The following is a 16,660-nucleotide window of genomic DNA, read 5'->3' on the forward strand; positions in this document are numbered from 1 at the left end:
GGCGCTCACCGAGAACAGACTTCCAGATGGCGGTCGGAGACGATTCGAACCTTCAAGTCGCCGAGCCCGACGGCATCGAGCTGCTGGCGAACCTCTTCGGGAGTAAACGCCGCGAGCAGCGAATTGTAAAAGTCGTCCTGAAATTGCTTCGGCCCGCCGGCGGCATGCTGATCAACCAGAGCGCGAACAACCTCCTCGTTCGGCGGGCGAAACAGATCCTTCACGAAGACGAGCGTCGCCACCCCTCTCAGCCGCTTGATCTCATTCCAAAACGGCAATGGATCGGGGAGGTGGTGGAGGAGCGTGTTGCTGATGATGGCATCGGCGCTCTGGGTCGCCAAGTGCGTTTCGGTGATATCGGCTAGGTGAAGGCGAACTCGGTCAGTGAGTTGCTCTCGTTCGATCGCGGACTGGGCGAATCGCAACATCGAAGCCGACGCGTCGACGGCCAGAAACCGCCAGTGAGGACACTTCCTCGCAAGCCGAATCGGGATATCGGCGGGGCCACACCCCAAATCGATGACCGTCGCGAAGGGAGACTCCGACGGCAGGCCGGACTCGGCTAGCTCGAGGAAACGCCCGACGAAAGCACTGTTCGGCTGTTCCAGATCGGCGCTGGCATAAGCCTCGGCCTGCCCTTCCATGTCCATAACTTCCCGTTCGGGGACACGCGGCATGATCTGTTCGTTGTCCATGGTGAATCGGTATCCTTTGGAGGGCGAAGGTGACGTCGAGTCGAACCTCTTTCGCCGTTCTATGAGAGTTTTCGCCGCCCCGCGATGCAGCCTGTGTCGCTGTTGTCGGTCTTGAGGTACCGGGTGTCCAGTTCGCCACCGGCCGAAGCTGATCACGACTTTCAGACGGTGGTCCGATGAGCTAGCATGAACAAAAGGAAGTGCGACGAGTGCCGGGCAAGTTCCTGGGTCTCGGGTGTTGGCTGCCACTGCACCAAACGAACAAGCGTAGCTGTTGCGAGAAAGGGATCCGTTGGGAAAGACGCTTGGAGGCCTCGACGCCGAGATCGAGACGATTGACCGGGAGGTGGAACAGCATCTCGACCTCCTTCGCGAAGTTCGCCGCTACCTTCACATGCATCCCGAACCGAGTGGGGGCGAATTCCAAACGACGCTCTACATCGCCCACCAGTTGCGTGAGCACGGCATCGACCATCGTGTCGTCGAGAGCGAACGGGGAATCATCGCCGGCCAGCTTGGTGCCTCGAACGAGCCGCTGATCGCGATCCGAGCCGACACCGACGCCCTTTCGATCATCGACGAAAAGTCTGTTCCTTACCGTTCCCGCCATGACGGCGTCATGCATGCGTGCGGTCACGACGCCCACAGCACCATGGTCCTCGGCGCGACGCTGGCGCTCAACGCCCTCTCGCGCGGCTTGGATCGACCACTGCCGTGGCGAGCCATCTTTCAGCCGGCCGAGGAAACCGCCCTTGGCGCCAACGAGATGGTGGCCTCGGGCGCGGTCGACAGCGTTGGAAAGATCCTCGCCCTTCACGTCGACCCGACGTTCCAAGTGGGTCGAGTCGGTATTCGCCGCGGGGCGCTCACGGCCCAGTGTTGCGGGGTCGAGATCGAGATCTGGGGCAAGGGGGGACATGCCGCCAGGCCTCACGATTCGATCGATCCAATCGTCGTCGCCAGCCAACTCCTGAGCCTCATCTATCAGACCGTGCCACGCCGCAACGACTCACGGGAACCGGTCGTGGTGACCTTCGGCATGATTGAAGGGGGTAAGAACCCCAACGTGATTCCCGAACGCGTCCGCCTCGCCGGCACCATTCGGACGACGCAGCGCGAAACGACCGAGCGAATCAAGAACCAGATCCTCGCGATCTGTCGTGGGCTCTCCGAGGCGAGCGGAGCCGGCATCGACGTCGACTTTCCCATGGGGCCCGACGCGGTGGTCAACGATCCCGACCTCACCGATCAATGCGAGGAAGTGATCGTCGACCTGTTGGGTCCGGGCGCGGCCGAGCATATTCCCCAACCGAGCATGGGCGGCGAAGATTTTTCGGCCTACTTGCGAGAGGTCCCCGGATGCCTGATGCGCCTGGGAGTCGCCGACGGTCGCCATCGCGCCGAGCCACTTCACTCACCACGCTTTGACATCGACGAACGGGCGCTGGCCCTCGGAGCCAAATTGCTGGCTCGCGCCGTGGTGACGCTCGCCCATCAGGACGCCCGAGGAGCTACACCATGACGTTGTCCTTTAGCAGCAATGACTACCCGACGGTGGGCGTCGAGGTCGAACTGCAGTTGGTCGACGCGACGTCGATGGCCCTTCGCAGCGCGATCGACGACATTCTCGAACGATTGCCTCCGGAGCTGGAAGGCAAGATCAAACCGGAACTGATGCAGTGCTACCTCGAGATCAACTCGGATGTCTGTCGCACCGTCGCCGACGTCGAGGGAGACCTCAGTCGTAAGATCAAGCTCGTCGAGCAGTCGGCTCGCGACGCGAACGTGCTGCTCCTTTGGGCCGCGACACATCCTTTCTCCCACTGGCACGAACAGAAAATCACTCCGGATGATCGCTACCTCGGCCTCGTCGATCTGCTTCAAGACACCGCGCGGAGGCTAGTGACGTTCGGCCTGCACGTTCACGTCGGCGTCGACTCGGGTGACAAGGCGGTGATGATCTGCGACCGGATCATGAGACACCTGCCGACACTCTTGGCACTCTCTTCCAACAGCCCATTCTGGCACGGGCGACTCACCGGACTTCGGTCTCAACGCAGCAAGGTGATGGAGAACCTCCCGACGGCGGGGCTGCCGCCGCTGATGCGCAACTGGAGCGAATATGTCTGGCTGATCAACCACTTGATCCAGACCGGATTCATCAACTCCAACCGCGAGATCTGGTGGGATGTCCGGCCCCATCATGTCTTCGGAACCGTCGAGGTCCGGATCTGCGACATGCCTCCCTCCCTGGAAGACGTGCTCGGCCTGACGGCGCTCACGCAGTGCCTGGTCCATTCCCTCTCCGAAGCCATCAACGCGGGCACTTTTCAGCACGACGGCCATCCGATGATCGTCCGTCAGAACAAGTGGCGGGCGGGACGCTTCGGAATGGACGCGCAACTGGTCGACCCGCAGACTGCCGAGTGCCTCCCCGCGCGTGAAGTGGTCCGCCGTCTCGTCGAAATCTTGATGCCCGCCGCCGAGCACCTCGATTGCGTCGGCTACTTGGAACACGTCCTGGTGATGGCGGAACGTCCGACTGGGGCCGACCGGCAGATCGAGATCTACAAGCGCACCAACGACTCCCTGCAAGTCGTTCGCGAGTTGACCGGCAACAATCCCCACGCCAATGCAACCTCGTGATCGTTTCACCCAGCGGGGAATCTCCGTTCGATTCGTCGGGCGAATGGCCGTTCCGCTTTGTACGATCTCCCGCACGGACTTCGCGCCCTCTCCGGTCCCACCCACTGCTACTCTTCATGGAGTCGTGACGCCATGCCGCTAAACTCGAATGCCCGAGCGGTTGTCGACGAGCTGATGAGCAAGGATCTTCCGGCGATCTGCGAGTCGACCGCCGTCGAGGCGCGGCGCAACGCGAGCGAAGCGACCAAGAACTTCCGCTCCCGGCCCGATCCAGCGGTCAAGCGACGCGATTGGGAGCTGCCGGGAGGGGAGGGTTCGATTCGGGGAAGGCTCTACTTTCCCCCCTCGGGCCCGAGTGATGGACTGCTCGTCTACTACCACGGGGGTGGTTGGGTCCTCGGTGAACTCGACAGCTACGACGCCAACTGTTGCCGGCTCGCCTTGACGACCGGCCTCGTCGTCGCCTCGATCGACTACCGGCTGGCGCCGGAGACACCTTATCCAGGAGCGGCGGAAGACTGCTACGCGGCGACGGCCTACTTGGCCGGGCAGCGTAAGGAGTTGGGCATCGAGTCCCCAACTCCCAAGCTGGCGGTCGCGGGCGACAGTGCCGGCGGGAATCTGGCCACGGTGGTCTGCCTAATGGCGAAGGATCGCGGCGGGCCGGCGATCACTCATCAGACCATGATCTATCCCGTCACCGACCACGACTTCGACACGCCATCCTACCGCGAATTCGCCACGGACCACGTCTTGACCCGCGCCGACATGATCTGGTTTTGGGATCAGTACGTCCCCGAGAGGTCGCGACGCAATGAGGACTACGTGGCGCCGCTGCGCCGAGCCGACCTATCGGGGCTACCACCCGCGTTGGTGGTGACGGCCGAGTGCGACCCGCTCCGGGACGAGGGAGAACGCTACGCGGCTCGTCTCGCGGAAGCCGGAGTTCCGACGAAGCTGCTCCGAGTGAACGGGCTTCCTCACGCCTTCTTCGGTTGGCCGGAGAAATTTCCGGAAGAATCGGGGCAAGTCATTCGGCTCATGGGCGAGGAGATCGCAAGGATCTGAGGCCGATCGACCGCGTGGCGGCGGGGGAGGCGATCCCGTCGTCGGCGGCTCTCGTCTGGACGCGGCGCCGTAGTTGACTAGAACCGGTATCGCGGGCGCGACCGGAGAGGGTCACGACCTGGAGGTCCAACGTGAACAGAATTCTCGTCCCAATCGACTTTTCCTTGACGACCCAAGCCGTGGTCAACGCAGCGATTCAAGCCGCGCGATTGGTCGATGGCGAGGTCTTCTTGTTGCACGTCGCGCCGTCGGAATCAACACTTTCGGCGGCCTACGAAGCGGGACTCAACGACGTTCGTCACTGGCGGGCCGAGGACATTCTCGCCGAACACCGTCAGATCGTCGAACTGGCTCAACGCTTCGAAGAGAACGGGGTCAAGGCGACCGCGCTTCTTATTCAAGGTAAGACGGTCGACAAGATCCTGAGCAAGGCCGAATCGCTGCATGCGACCCTCATCATCATGGCGTCGCACGGTCACGGTGCCCTCTATGACTTGATGGTCGGGAGCACGGCCGAAGGAGTCCTCCGCAAAGCGAGCGTTCCGGTACTGATTATTCCCCCCAACGCTCACAATTCGGACCAGAGCGAGTGAATTCTCCGTACTAACAAGCTGTTCTTCCGAGAAGCGCGCCATTTTTGTCGATCGCCCGATCGGTCTTCCAAGGACGCGCCTAGGATGGTGGTAGTGAGGGTGGGCCAAACGATTCGGCCTGCCCGCAGATGGTCAATTAGTAGTTTGGATTCCCCATGGACGATTTCGTGAATTACGTTGCCACCGCCGCTTTCATCGCGGTGATTGTCGCCCTCGTTGTCGGTGGCCTTTGGATCGCCCGACACGACTCCAAGGCGACGCGGTCGTGACCCCCTTTTCCGCCTAGTTCTCCCGCCTCGCCTCATCCTCGTGGTCACTTAGAACTCCTCAAGAGCCTGTTGCAGCGGCTGCCAGTAACAAACGATGAAGATGCGGACGACAAAGTAGATGATCAGCAGGGCGACCCCCGCCCAGACGCCCCATCCAGCCACCATCGTCACCAGAGCCATCTGGTGCTCGGCTTGTTCGTCGTATTGACGTCCGAGCCGCAACATCGCTTCGGGAACCTCGCCGCTCTCCTCGGCACTTTCGAGGATATCGAGGAAATCCTCAGGGAAGACGTCGTATTTGGCGATCGAGACGGAGATCGTTTGCCCGTTGCGAATTTCCTGAGCGACCCGGTCGGCGAGCGAGCGATAGGCGCCGTTCTCGGTCGAGACGAGACTCAGGCGCATCGCCTGGTGCGCGGGCATGCTGCTATCCATCGTCATGTTCATGCTGAGGCAGAGCCGGGCCAGCGCCAAGGTGCGAAAGCAGGGGCCGAGCACCGGGATTTTTAGCAGCAGTCGATCGATCCGGTTGGCCTGCCCAAGCATGCGGCGCAGATACCAAAAGGTTCCGTAACCGATGGCCGCGGATCCGAAACAGAGGGCGAGCCAGATCGCCGCGCCACTAGGGCCTTGAAGGCCCAGCCCGACGATGTCGATCGCTTGCGCGTTCTGCATCTCGGCGATGATCCCCAGGATCAGGATTAGGACCGCGATGATGAAGATCGCTGAAAGGAGTTGCAGGACCGGCCAGATGATCCGGCTCAGGAAGCGCCGGCGCATGCTTAGCTGAAGCTGAAAATAGCGTTCGAGTTCCTTCAGCACCTCGGGCAGTCGACCGGTCTTGGCCGCGACTTCGGTCATCGCGAGAAAGATGGGCGGCACCGACTGGTCCGCCTTGCGTATCGCCTTGGTGAGGCTGTCCCCTGAACGAAGCCGACGGGCGAGATAGTCGCTAAAGCCACGGGAGTCCGACGGGCCGCGCTTGGCCAGAATCTCCATCGCGTCGGTGAGCCGTTTGCCCGCGGAGAGGTAGCCCGCCAGCATCCGGCACCAGCGTGCCAGCGACTTGGTCGCGATTCGCCGTCGGCTCAGTTCCCCCCATAGCGAGCGACCTTCCGAGTCATCTTCCACACGATCCACCTTTCCATCATCGTGGGCACCGAACGCGACGGGATGCCTACGAACGCCGCTGAGCCAACTGCAGGAGGGCACGGGTGATCGCGATTGCGATCCCAACCACGACCAGAATGATGCCCCCAATGATGACGGCAAGGGAACCAATCATCCAACGTTGGTTGGAGAGCATCTGGTCGAGTGGATGAGAGATGATCAGCACCACGTAGCGCGACGGTTCGTTGGGGTTGTAGTAGAACTTTCTCGCGAAGATGACTCTCGGCGCGGAACTCTTCGTCGTGATCTCCAGAGAGTTGGGGCCTTGGTGATGGTTGAACAGCGGCGCCAACTCCGGATAGACGCTGGTGACCAGTCCCGCTTGCACCCTGCTCTCCCCGTCAGCGTGATCGACCCCGACAACGTAAAGACCGGTCGGGCTCGCGAGAGTCAGGGAGATCCCATCCTCCGTGACGGCGATGCCCTTGGGGATGCTCGACTCGTCGAGCGCCAAGTCCCACCCGAGCACCACTGTCCCCAGCGGTTGTTTCTGATGGAGGGCGTAGACGGGCGAGGAGAAGTAGGAGACTCCGCTGAGGTCCTTGGCTTGCGTGTCGTGGGTTCCAAGCTGGGTCAAACTGGTGTAGAGACCGCCGACCGCGAGTTGCTGCGCCTCCCTCGCCGCCGACGACGCCAGCGCGGAGAGTTTCCCATCCTTCTCCACCACGGGCATGTGTTTGAGGTCAGGCCGAACCACGCGCAAAACCGTCTCCTGGTGTGAGTCGAGGAGCATCATCTGCATGCAGCGGGGCTGCTGGCGCATGAAGTCGATGAAGAGGTCGGCCAACTCGATTTCGAGGGACTGGTCGTGATCCTTGGCCAGTCGGCGATGGGAACTCGGCATCTCCGCCAACAGGACCGTGAGATTGCGCATCTCATTCAAACGGAACTCAAGGTCCGCTTCGACGCGACCGGCCATTAGTTGGAGATTGCGGGAGATCTCCCGCGTTCGCTCCGTCGACTCCATGATGGAACCGACGATCAACGTCGTGGCGACGATCAGCGACGCGATCAATCCGAAAGCCGCGGCGAGGGCCAACAAGCGCCGCCGCGCGATCCAGCGCGCCAGACGCTGCGGCATGCTCTCCCGAAAGACCGAAATCGGCTCACAAGCTTGCCAACTCCGCAAATCGGCAAGCATCTCCTCGACGCGACGGTAGCGATCCTCGGGCTCGCGCCGCATCGCCTTGAGGGCGATCGCTTCCAGCGCGGGAGAGACGTGGACATTGATCTCGCGCGGACGGCGAATCTCCCCCTCGGCCACCCGCACGAGAAACTCCTTCTTGCTTTCACCAACGCAAAGCAGGTGGGGAGGATGGCCGGTCAAGATCGCGAACAGAATCCCCCCCAGACAGAAAATGTCCGCCGAGGTGGTGATGGCGTCGTGATCACCGCGTGCCTGCTCCGGCGAGAGGTACGCCGGCGTGCCAAGGACCGATCCGGGTTCAGTGTTCGAGGGGTTCTCGTCCGAGAGCGACAGTCCCAGATTGGAATCGACCAGCGAAGAGGGCTTGGGCGCGTTGGCTTGCTCCCAAGCGACCTCCTTGGGGTCGGGTTCGAGTCGTTTCGCCAGTCCCCAGTCGACGACCGAGACTTCGCCGTGTTCGCCGAGCATGATGTTCGACGGCTTCAAATCGCGGTGAATGATCCCTCGGCAGTGAGCGCATGCGACCGCTTCACAAGCGCGGGCGAAGACATCGACGAGTCGTTGGCGATCGCTTTCGTGATCCTCGCCGCCGCGACGGCGTTTGTGATAGGCCTTGATCGCTTGCTCGAGCGACTCGCCGCGGAGGATCGACATCGTGTAGAAGGGATCGTCGACGTTGGCGAGTTCATGCACCGCGACAATTGAGGGATGCTCCAGCTGCCCGGTCACCACCGCTTCCCGGAGAAATCGGTCGCGAGCATCATTGTGTCCACGGGAATCGCGAAGCCGTTTGAGGGCGACGCGCCGATTCATCTTCACATCGTGGACTTCCCAGACTTCCCCCAGACCTCCCTTGCCCAGGAGGTTGAGGGCTCGGTAGCGACTCGGCAGCGTGGGAGGGGTCGCGAAGAGTCCATCCCGTCGATCTTGGGGCGATGCGACGACCCGCTCAGTCTCTGGCGTTGTGAACTCGTCGGTGGGATCGTCACGCCTCTCCTCCGAGGAAAAGTAGACCTCGACGTGGGTCACGATCATTTCACGAATCGCGTCGAGCCGTTCGGCGAACTCAGCGCGTCCGGAGCTGCGCTCTTCGGAGGCGGCCGCTTCGATCAGGGTCGCGAGAATCTCCAAGCGACGGCGTCGAGTCTCCGTCCTCTTCGCGTCGTTCGTCGACATCGAACCCTCGTTCCCAACCATCCTCGCCCCGTCGCGTGGTGACCAACAGTCTCCGTCACCGCGCCTCCGCGACGTCATCTTGCCAAGTTAGCCGGCCGTAGGAAAGGAGATGCACGAACGAAAGCCGCTCCCGACGCGCCCATTCCCTCCCTCCTCAGCCCCGAGGACTGCGTACAATTCATCGAAAACCATTTGTCCCATGGAGGAAATCTCGGGTGTTCTTCGATCCCGTCTATTTACTGTTTCTGCTTCCAGGGCTCGCCCTCTCGCTGTGGGCTAGCTCGAGGGTACGTTCAGCGTTCGCCCACTATTCGCGTGTCCCGACCCGTCGGGGCTACACCGGAGCCCAAGCCGCCGCGATTCTTTTGAATCGAGCCGGCATCACCGACGTTCAAATCGTTCCCCATCGCGGCCACATGACCGACCACTACGACCCGGTCAACAAACGGCTCGCCCTATCCGAGCCGGTCTACGGCCAGCGCTCCATCGCCGCGGTTGGCGTTGCCTGTCACGAAGCGGGACACGCGATCCAGCACGCGCGCCACTACGCGCCGCTGCACTTGCGTTCGCTCCTGGTCCCGACCGCCGGGATCGGGTCATCGATCGGCTACGGCGTCATGATCCTGGGGCTACTGCTCAGTTCCATGCCGATCTTCGTGGTCGGGATCGGGCTCTTCTCGATGGTGCTCTTGTTTCAAGTCGTCACGCTTCCGGTCGAGTTCGACGCGAGTAACCGGGCAAAAAAGCTCATTGTCGAGGCGGGCATCATCGACGTCGACGAGCGTCAAGGGGTGTCGGCAGTGCTCAACGCCGCGGCCTGGACCTACGTCGCCGCCGTGGTGTCGACGTTGTTGACGGTGCTATACTGGCTGTTCCGGTCGGGACTGTTGCGAGGTAGCGATGAATGACGAGCGAAAACGCTCCGTTCGCCAAGTGTCACAACAGGAACGACTAGAGATCTGATAGGTAGGTTCAGTTCCAAGAGATTCCGGGTGCCATGCCCACGCTTGCCATGGGCATGCGGGACACGCCTTCGACTTGCAGGAGTCGCAGACGATTAGGGCCCGAGACCTCTGTGTGCCACGTCTCCCAGTGCCCCCTGGGGCTCTGTCCGAAGCCTAGAGCACCGCTGACGCCTCTCAGGCGACGCGAATCGGGTCGAGCCAGAACGAAACAAACGGCAAGTTGGAATGGGAGCACGAGAGTGACATCGGCGACGAGGGCTCCAGACCAATGGACATTGGTTCGGTGACAGGTGGCCGATGTTCCTCCTCCGACCGCCGATGACGAGGAAACCTGCTCTTCCCTCGTTCTCGGTTGTCTGCGATTCTTGGCCAGGCGACTCGACCATCACGGGAGCAACGCGGGTTCACCATGGCACTCGATCCAGAAGAAACGCTGGCACGGATCATCCCCTTCGATATCAGCGGGACGATCTCGAGCGTGATCGGCCTGACGATGGCCGCTCAGGGTTTCCCCGTTCCGCTGGGAGCCCAGTGCCGGATCAGCCGCCAAAGCGGCCCGCCCCTCGACGCGGAAGTCGTCGGATTCCGGGACGACGCGACCTTGCTCATCGGTTACGGCGACCCGCGTGGCGTCCGCCGCGGCGATGTCGTCAAGCTCGTCAGCACCACCCCGACCATTCACGTCGGCCCCTCCATGCGCGGCCGGGTCTTCGATGGACTCGCGCGGCCGATCGACAGTGGCCCCGCCGTCTCGCTCCCGTTCCGCGCCGAGATCTACGGCAATCCTCCCGATCCCATGCTGCGGCAACGGATCGACGAACCGATGCCGACCGGCATCCGCGCCATCGACTCGCTACTCACATGCGCCAAGGGACAGCGACTCGGCATCTTCGCCGGCACGGGCGTCGGCAAGAGCGTCACGCTCGGCATGATCGCCCGCTACGCCCAGGCCGACGTGATCGTCTTGGCCCTCATCGGTGAACGGGGCCGCGAAGTCCGCGAGTTCATCGAGAAAGACCTCGGACCGGAGGGACTCGCCCGGAGCGTCGTCGTCACCGCGACCAGTGATGAACCCGCTCTCGTCCGCGTGAAAGCCGCCTTCACCGCGACCGCGGTCGCCGAATACTTTCGCGATCAGGGCCTCAACGTCCTTTTGATGATGGACTCCCTGACCAGGTTGGCGATGGCGCAGCGCGAGATCGGCCTTAGCGCCGGCGAGCCACCAACGACCAAGGGATATCCGCCCTCCCTCTTCGCCCTAATGCCCAGACTCCTCGAACGGGCGGGCATGGGGCCGACCGGAAGCATCACCGCACTCTACACCGTCTTGGTCGAAGCCGACGACATGAACGAGATCGTCTCCGACACTGTTCGCGGGATTCTCGATGGCCACGTCTGGCTCAACCGGCGTCTCGCCGCCCAAGCACACTTTCCGGCGATCGATGTCCTGGAGAGCATCAGTCGTTCGATGCCCGACGTGGTGGCCGACGATCACCTCAATGACGCGATGGCACTCAAGCGGCTCATCTCGACCTACAGAGAGAACGAAGACCTCATCTCAGTGGGCGCCTACGCCCCCGGATCGAACCCCGACATCGACACCGCGATCCGCATGCGGGAACCGATCAACAAGTTCCTTCGGCAACTGATGAAGGAGCACACGTCGTTCGAGGAGTCCCGACGCATGCTCCGTCTCTTGATCCAAGAGAGCCTCAAGCGACAACCATCTCCCGGCGTTCAACAAGCTGGCCGGCAACAGGCCGGCGCCCAACAGGCTGGCCGGCAACAGGCCGGCGCCCAACAGGCTGGTCGGCAACAGGCCGGCGCCGCGCGGGTCCAGGGCCAACAGGCAGCTCGGCCTCAAGGGGGAGGACCGCCGGGAGGACGCCCCGCTCCCCAACCGCCAACGGGCAGTCGGCTCATTTCCGGTCCCGGTCAGCCGGGGCGTCCGGGTCCTTTGGGTTGATCCCGGAGACGTGAATCTTCACCCGAAGGCGCCTGCTCGTCGCGAAGGTCGAAATGTCCAACGCTCCCGGTCCGGCCCGGCAGGTGATCATCCCCTCCTCGCTCGTACGCAACACGAGGGAACCGACCTCGCGGTAAACATCCATGGGATCGCGCAGCCGATGCCGTCTAGCATCGCTCACAAGGACGACGCGCGGGCGAAGTCGCGCCGCCAGCGATGCGGGATTGCTCGACCGGCCCCCATGATGGGGAGCCAGCAGGACGTCGTACGGCCCCGGGAGCGATGATTGGACAGCCGAGAGCCCGTCCCCATCGAGATCGCCCGGAAGGAGCACACGCACGCCGTCAGCGACCACTTCGAGGACCAAGCTGCCACTGTTGTCACTTTCGGACACGACGCGAGGATCGGGCCAAACGACATTGAAGCGACCGTTCCCGCAACGAAAGCGATCGCCCTTCCAGATGAACTTCAGCTCGACACCGCGTTCGACCAACTCGCCCAGCACGTGGCTGGCGGCTTCTTCGTCGGACTGGGCGAATCCGGGAGTGATGTAGACGCAGCCAATGTGTATCCGTTCGTTGAGCCTCAATAGCCCATTGAAGTGATCAAGGTCGGCGTGCGACAGGAAGACCCCGTCGAGACTCGTCACACCCGAAGCCCAGAGAAAGGGTGTCAGCTCTCGGTCGATCGTCGCGGGCCCGGACATGCTGCCGACGTCATAGAGCACCGTCTCCCCGGACGAGAACCGCAACAGGGCGCAGTTGCCGTGACCAACCGCGACTTGGTAAACGACGAATGAGGCTGGCGCCGTTCGACTCCCGACGAGGATCGCCCCCAACCCGAGCCAGAGACCAACCATCCCCGCGGCCACTAGCCGCATCCGCGCGGAGCAACGGAGGCACCAAGGCAGAAAGAGGACCAGGTAGTATCCCGCGACCCACCATCCCGAGGGCGATGGCAACCCCTTGACGGGAGGAACCCACCGCGCGACGAGCTCGACCACCCATGCCATGAGACCGAGAACCACATCGAGTCCCCACGCCAGCGGAAGAGCCAGGAGCGGACTCACCGGATGCAAGGCGAAGAGCCCGAAACCAAGCGCGAGCACGATCCCCACGAGCGGAAGGAGAAGCACTGACAAAGGGACCGCGGCCAGCGCCCAGAGATGGAAGTGGTGGACGACCAGAGGCGCGGCGAGGATCCAAACGACGAGCGAGACCAGCGCCGTCGTGGCGACCACCTCCGCTGACTTGGTCAGGACCTTGGTCCACGTCGCCGTCGGAACGACCTCCCGTTTGGTCCCCTCGAACGAGATCCGCCACGTTCCCGAAAAGAGCAGGATCGAGAGGACCGCGACAAAGGAGAGCTGCGGGCCGGGTCGAAAGAGATTGGTCGGGTCGAGGATCAATAGCGCGATCGCCGCTGCCGCGAGACTGTTGAGCGAACGTGGTTTGCGTCCCAGAAGGAACCCAACGAGCACGATCCCCACCACGACGACCGCCCGAATCACCGGCGCGTGAGCTCCCGTCAATACCGCGTAGAGCACCAACAGCAACGCCACCAGGATCGACCGTCCTCCTAGAGAACAACCGACGACGTTGGCGACGAACCAGAGCAAAGCGACCAGCATGCCGACGTGCAGCCCGGAGACGACCAGCAAGTGCATCGTTCCGGTCTGACGGTAGGCGGCGCGTTCGTCCTCGGACAGGGAGTGCTTCTCGCCAAGCAAGAGAGCTTCCGCGAGCGCCACGTTCGCTGGCCGCAGCGAGCGTTCCAAGAGCTGACGTGCCGATTGCCGAATCGATCCGAGCAGCGTCGGTTCTGGAGAAAGGCTTGAGGTTCGTCGCGTCGACTCGACGCTAAGAACCCCTCTTACCCGTGGATCGAGCGGCAACGACGAATTGCCGCGGTTTCGTGGGCGATGGGTGGGAGAGAGCCAGCCGACGAGATCGACCGTCTCTCCCACGTTGGCGGCGGGAACGCCATCCATGAAGACGACTAGCCGGCCTGTCGACTCCGTCCAGGAGGAACCGTCGCGGACTCCTTCCAAATCAATGGAGAATCGTGATCGTTCGCTCCGGTAGCGAGGGAGGAGCAGATGGCCCGCGCCGGTCACGATTCGCCTGGGTGGATCGCGTAGCCGACCTCGAACGCGAGTAAGCCGACCCGTCGCGCGCGTGAGACGACCGATGTCGTCCGGGGAGAACGTCCGAGTGGAGAGCCCGTTCCAATCGCCGGCGGCGGCGAGCGCCGCGAGGAGCAGGGGCAACGTCCCTATCCACGAACGCGATCGAAACGAAACCAAGGCGAGCGACAACGACGCGGCGACGACGAGGAGCCAAACGTCGCCCGTAGGCTGAAGGAGTTGATCGGCGACGATTCCCGCCATCACGGCGAGGGCGTACTTGACGAGCGGGTCCCCAGGGGGATGACCAAGTGGGCGCAGGGCCTCGGGCGCAGCCTGTTCGACGACAGGTCGCTCCGAGTCCGTCGCCGGAGCTTGACGATCGGAAGTCGCGCCGACGGAGGTGACCAAGGGCAAACTCTTCACGGGGCCGCACTCGCGAGGAGTGGACCAGCGACCTCTTGGTTCCGCGGCAGTCTCTTAGTCTATCAGCAGTCGCGTGCGGAGCGTGGAAGAGTTGCTCAGGATTGGTTCAGCTCCATTGCCTCTTCCCAATGTTCGAGCAGTTGCTCGAGATCGGCCTTGAGCTTCTCGATCTGACCGGTGGCCTCCTTCACCTTCCGGCCATCCTTGTAGACCTCCGGCAGCAGGAGGGAGTCCTCCAGGCCGGCAACATCCTTCTCGAGACGAGCGATGTCCTGTTCGATCTCCGCGGTCTTTCGGTAGGGAAACTTCCGCTTGCGCCGCGGCGCCTTTCGGTTGCTGGACGCATCGGCCTTGGAGCGATTGTCGGCTTTCGCCTTTCCCTTCGAGGCGGGGGCTTGCCGAGCTTCCCAGTAGCGTTGATAGCCGCCAGGGATGTCGCGAATCGTCCCGTCGGTCAACCAGAGCATCCGCTCGGCGACGCTCGCGAGGAAGTAGCGATCGTGACTGACGACCAAGACGGTGCCGGGAAAACCCTTCACACACTTCTCGAGGGCTTCGCACGCCCAAAGATCGAGGTGATTGGTCGGCTCGTCGAGGATCAGAAAGTTGACCGAGCGCGCGGAGAGACACGCCAGGGCAACACGGGTCCGTTCCCCGCCGCTGAGGGTCGAGATCGGCTTCTCGACCAGATCGGCGCCGACACCGAAACGGGCGAGTAGGCCGCGAAAGACGTTGACCGGTTCGCCGACGCGCGAAGGAGGGCGAACGGCCTCAAGTGGCGTCTGCGTCTCATCCAGGGCGGCCAAGCCCTGATCGAGGTAGCCGACCGAGACCTGATGGCCGAGCCGAACGCTACCCGCGCTCGGGCCTTCCTCGCCGAGAAGGACCTTCAGGAAGGTCGTCTTCCCCGTCCCATTGGCACCGACAATTCCGATGCGCTCGCCGCGCTGGATCTGCAAGGTCACGTCGGAGAAGAGTTCCTTGTCGAAGCTCTTCCCCAAGTTCTTCGCGTCGACGACGATGTCGCCGGTGCGGGTCACTTCACCCATGAAGGCCATCGACGGAGCATCGAGCTCGGCGTAGTTCTCGACCCGATCCTCCTCGAGACGGGCGATCATCTTCTCGCGCGACTTGGCCTGCTTGGCGAGTTGGCCGTACTTGTTGCGGCGGATGAAGTCTTCGTGGTGGGCGATCGCCTCTTGTTGTTTCGTCGCCATCCGTTCGGCGACCTTCGCCCGTTCCTCCCGCAACTTCGAGTACGCCTGGTAGTTGCCGGGGTAGATCGTCAGTTTCTCCCGATGCATCTCGTAGATGTCGGTCACGGTTCGGTCGAGGAAGTAGCGATCGTGACTGACGATGACCATCGCTGTCTGCTGTCGGCTCAAGTATCCCTCGAGCCACTCGGTCGCTTCGATGTCGAGATGGTTTGTGGGCTCGTCGAGCAACATCAAGTCGGGAGAACGCAGCAGCAGTTGGGCGAGCAGCACCCGGCTCTGTTGACCGCCACTGAACTCGTCGAGGCAACGCTCGAAGTCCTCTTCGCGGAACCCGAGGCCGAAGAGGACCTCTTCGAGACGATGCTCGAAGTCGTAGCCGCCGTGACGCCGGAGTCGGTCCTGAAGGTCGTCGTAGCGGTTCTCCCAGCGGCGCTGTTCGGTCTCGTCGGTCGCTTTCGCGAGCTCCTCCCCGGCGGCGACCATCTGTTCGTACCACTCTTCCAAGTGGCGCATCGCCGAACGAACTTCCTCAAGGAGCTTGCGTCCCGGCGGGAAGTCGGGGAACTGAGCCAGACGGGCGACCGTCGCCTCGTCGTGGATGTGAAATCGCCCCGCGTCGGGTGGGTTCTCCTTGGAGATCACGCGCAGCAGGGTACTCTTGCCCGCTCCGTTGGGACCGACCAAGCCGACCCGTTGGCCCGCTTCGATCTCGAAGCTGACCCCGTCGAAGACCGGAAAGGCTCCGTAGTGACGAGAGATTTCGTGAGCACGACAGACAATCATGGAATCCTAGGTGTTCCTCACCTTGCTTGACAATCGTTGCCGCGGAGCCAGTCGCTCCACGAGCCTCGGGAGCACCACGTCGCTCGCGGCGGCGAAGGCGCGAGGCCAGGGGGCGGAGCCTGGCGAATGGCTCTCTCACTGCCCCGTCGGAACTCGCAATCGCTTCGGGAAGTGTACCGAATTGACACGATCGCGAAATCGAGATTCTCATCTCGCCCGTTGGGAAGGGGGCCGCGACTGGGTGAAAGGAGCCGATGCGAACGCTCCATTTTCGCCCGAAGGCGGTGTTTGGAGAGATATTGCGTCAAGATTCCGCAACTTGTCGGGAAGATCGGCCTATTCTTCTGAGAAGATTTGATCCTTTTGGCGATCAGGCGGAGTCAGGGCGGCTCAATTCACTAAAAGGTGGGACCG

The 16,660-nt window shown here is 62.7% G+C and carries 11 protein-coding genes; 6 read left to right on the plus strand and 5 right to left on the minus strand.

Annotated elements, in window-relative coordinates:
- Positions 1-5: 5 nt before the first annotated feature.
- The gene (locus Pan216_RS25655) at positions 6-695 is read right to left on the minus strand and encodes a class I SAM-dependent methyltransferase (protein WP_145262718.1); all 690 of its coding nucleotides are present in this window, start codon (positions 693-695) and stop codon (positions 6-8) included.
- 292 nt (positions 696-987) lie between these two features.
- Here Pan216_RS25655 and Pan216_RS25660 point away from each other — a divergent pair, with 292 nt between their 5' ends.
- The 4 genes from Pan216_RS25660 (at position 988) to Pan216_RS25675 (ending at position 5,002) form a co-directional block, all read left to right on the plus strand.
- A complete protein-coding gene (locus Pan216_RS25660; RefSeq protein ID WP_419192999.1) occupies positions 988-2,217 on the plus strand; it encodes a M20 metallopeptidase family protein in 1,230 nt (409 codons plus the stop codon).
- Positions 2,214-3,341: a carboxylate-amine ligase gene (locus Pan216_RS25665; RefSeq protein ID WP_145262720.1), complete on the plus strand. Its 1,128-nt coding sequence runs from the start codon at positions 2,214-2,216 to the stop codon at positions 3,339-3,341. Before Pan216_RS25660 ends, Pan216_RS25665 begins: the two co-directional genes overlap by 4 nt.
- Before the next feature lie 132 nt (positions 3,342-3,473).
- Positions 3,474-4,409, plus strand: coding sequence for an alpha/beta hydrolase (locus Pan216_RS25670; RefSeq protein WP_145262722.1), 936 nt, complete (start codon positions 3,474-3,476; stop codon positions 4,407-4,409).
- Positions 4,410-4,540: 131 nt separating this feature from the next.
- Positions 4,541-5,002 carry a universal stress protein gene (locus tag Pan216_RS25675; RefSeq protein ID WP_145262724.1) on the plus strand — a complete coding sequence of 154 codons (462 nt, stop codon included), beginning with the start codon at positions 4,541-4,543 and terminating at the stop codon, positions 5,000-5,002.
- Positions 5,003-5,319: 317 nt separating this feature from the next.
- Here the strand turns inward: Pan216_RS25675 and Pan216_RS25680 are convergent, their stop codons facing one another.
- Together Pan216_RS25680 and Pan216_RS25685 are read right to left on the minus strand one after the other, a co-directional pair.
- Positions 5,320-6,402, minus strand: a complete 1,083-nt coding sequence (locus Pan216_RS25680; RefSeq protein WP_419193000.1) for a type II secretion system F family protein — start codon at positions 6,400-6,402, stop codon at positions 5,320-5,322.
- 46 nt (positions 6,403-6,448) lie between these two features.
- Positions 6,449-8,764 carry a serine/threonine-protein kinase gene (locus Pan216_RS25685; protein WP_419193001.1) on the minus strand — a complete coding sequence of 772 codons (2,316 nt, stop codon included), beginning with the start codon at positions 8,762-8,764 and terminating at the stop codon, positions 6,449-6,451.
- Positions 8,765-8,979: 215 nt separating this feature from the next.
- On the opposite strand from Pan216_RS25685, the gene Pan216_RS25690 reads away from it, so the two are divergent.
- Both Pan216_RS25690 and Pan216_RS25695 read left to right on the plus strand, forming a co-directional pair.
- The gene (locus tag Pan216_RS25690) at positions 8,980-9,672 is read left to right on the plus strand and encodes a zinc metallopeptidase (RefSeq protein ID WP_145262730.1); all 693 of its coding nucleotides are present in this window, start codon (positions 8,980-8,982) and stop codon (positions 9,670-9,672) included.
- A gap of 466 nt (positions 9,673-10,138) precedes the next feature.
- Entirely contained in the window at positions 10,139-11,695 is a 1,557-nt protein-coding gene (locus Pan216_RS25695) for a FliI/YscN family ATPase (RefSeq protein WP_145262732.1), read from the plus strand.
- Here Pan216_RS25695 and Pan216_RS25700 read toward each other — a convergent pair.
- Together Pan216_RS25700 and Pan216_RS25705 are read right to left on the minus strand one after the other, a co-directional pair.
- On the minus strand, positions 11,649-14,246 hold the full coding sequence (locus tag Pan216_RS25700; RefSeq protein WP_145262734.1) for a DNA internalization-related competence protein ComEC/Rec2: 2,598 nt from the start codon (positions 14,244-14,246) through the stop codon (positions 11,649-11,651). The two genes, Pan216_RS25695 and Pan216_RS25700, sit on opposite strands and share 47 nt — an antisense overlap.
- A 95-nt stretch (positions 14,247-14,341) precedes the next feature.
- On the minus strand, positions 14,342-16,246 hold the full coding sequence (locus Pan216_RS25705; protein WP_145262736.1) for an ABC-F family ATP-binding cassette domain-containing protein: 1,905 nt from the start codon (positions 16,244-16,246) through the stop codon (positions 14,342-14,344).
- Between the last annotated feature and the right edge of the window lie 414 nt (positions 16,247-16,660).

It is taken from the genome of Kolteria novifilia, assembly GCA_007748055.1.
GTDB classification, from domain to species: Bacteria; Planctomycetota; Planctomycetia; order Kolteriales; family Kolteriaceae; genus Kolteria; species Kolteria novifilia.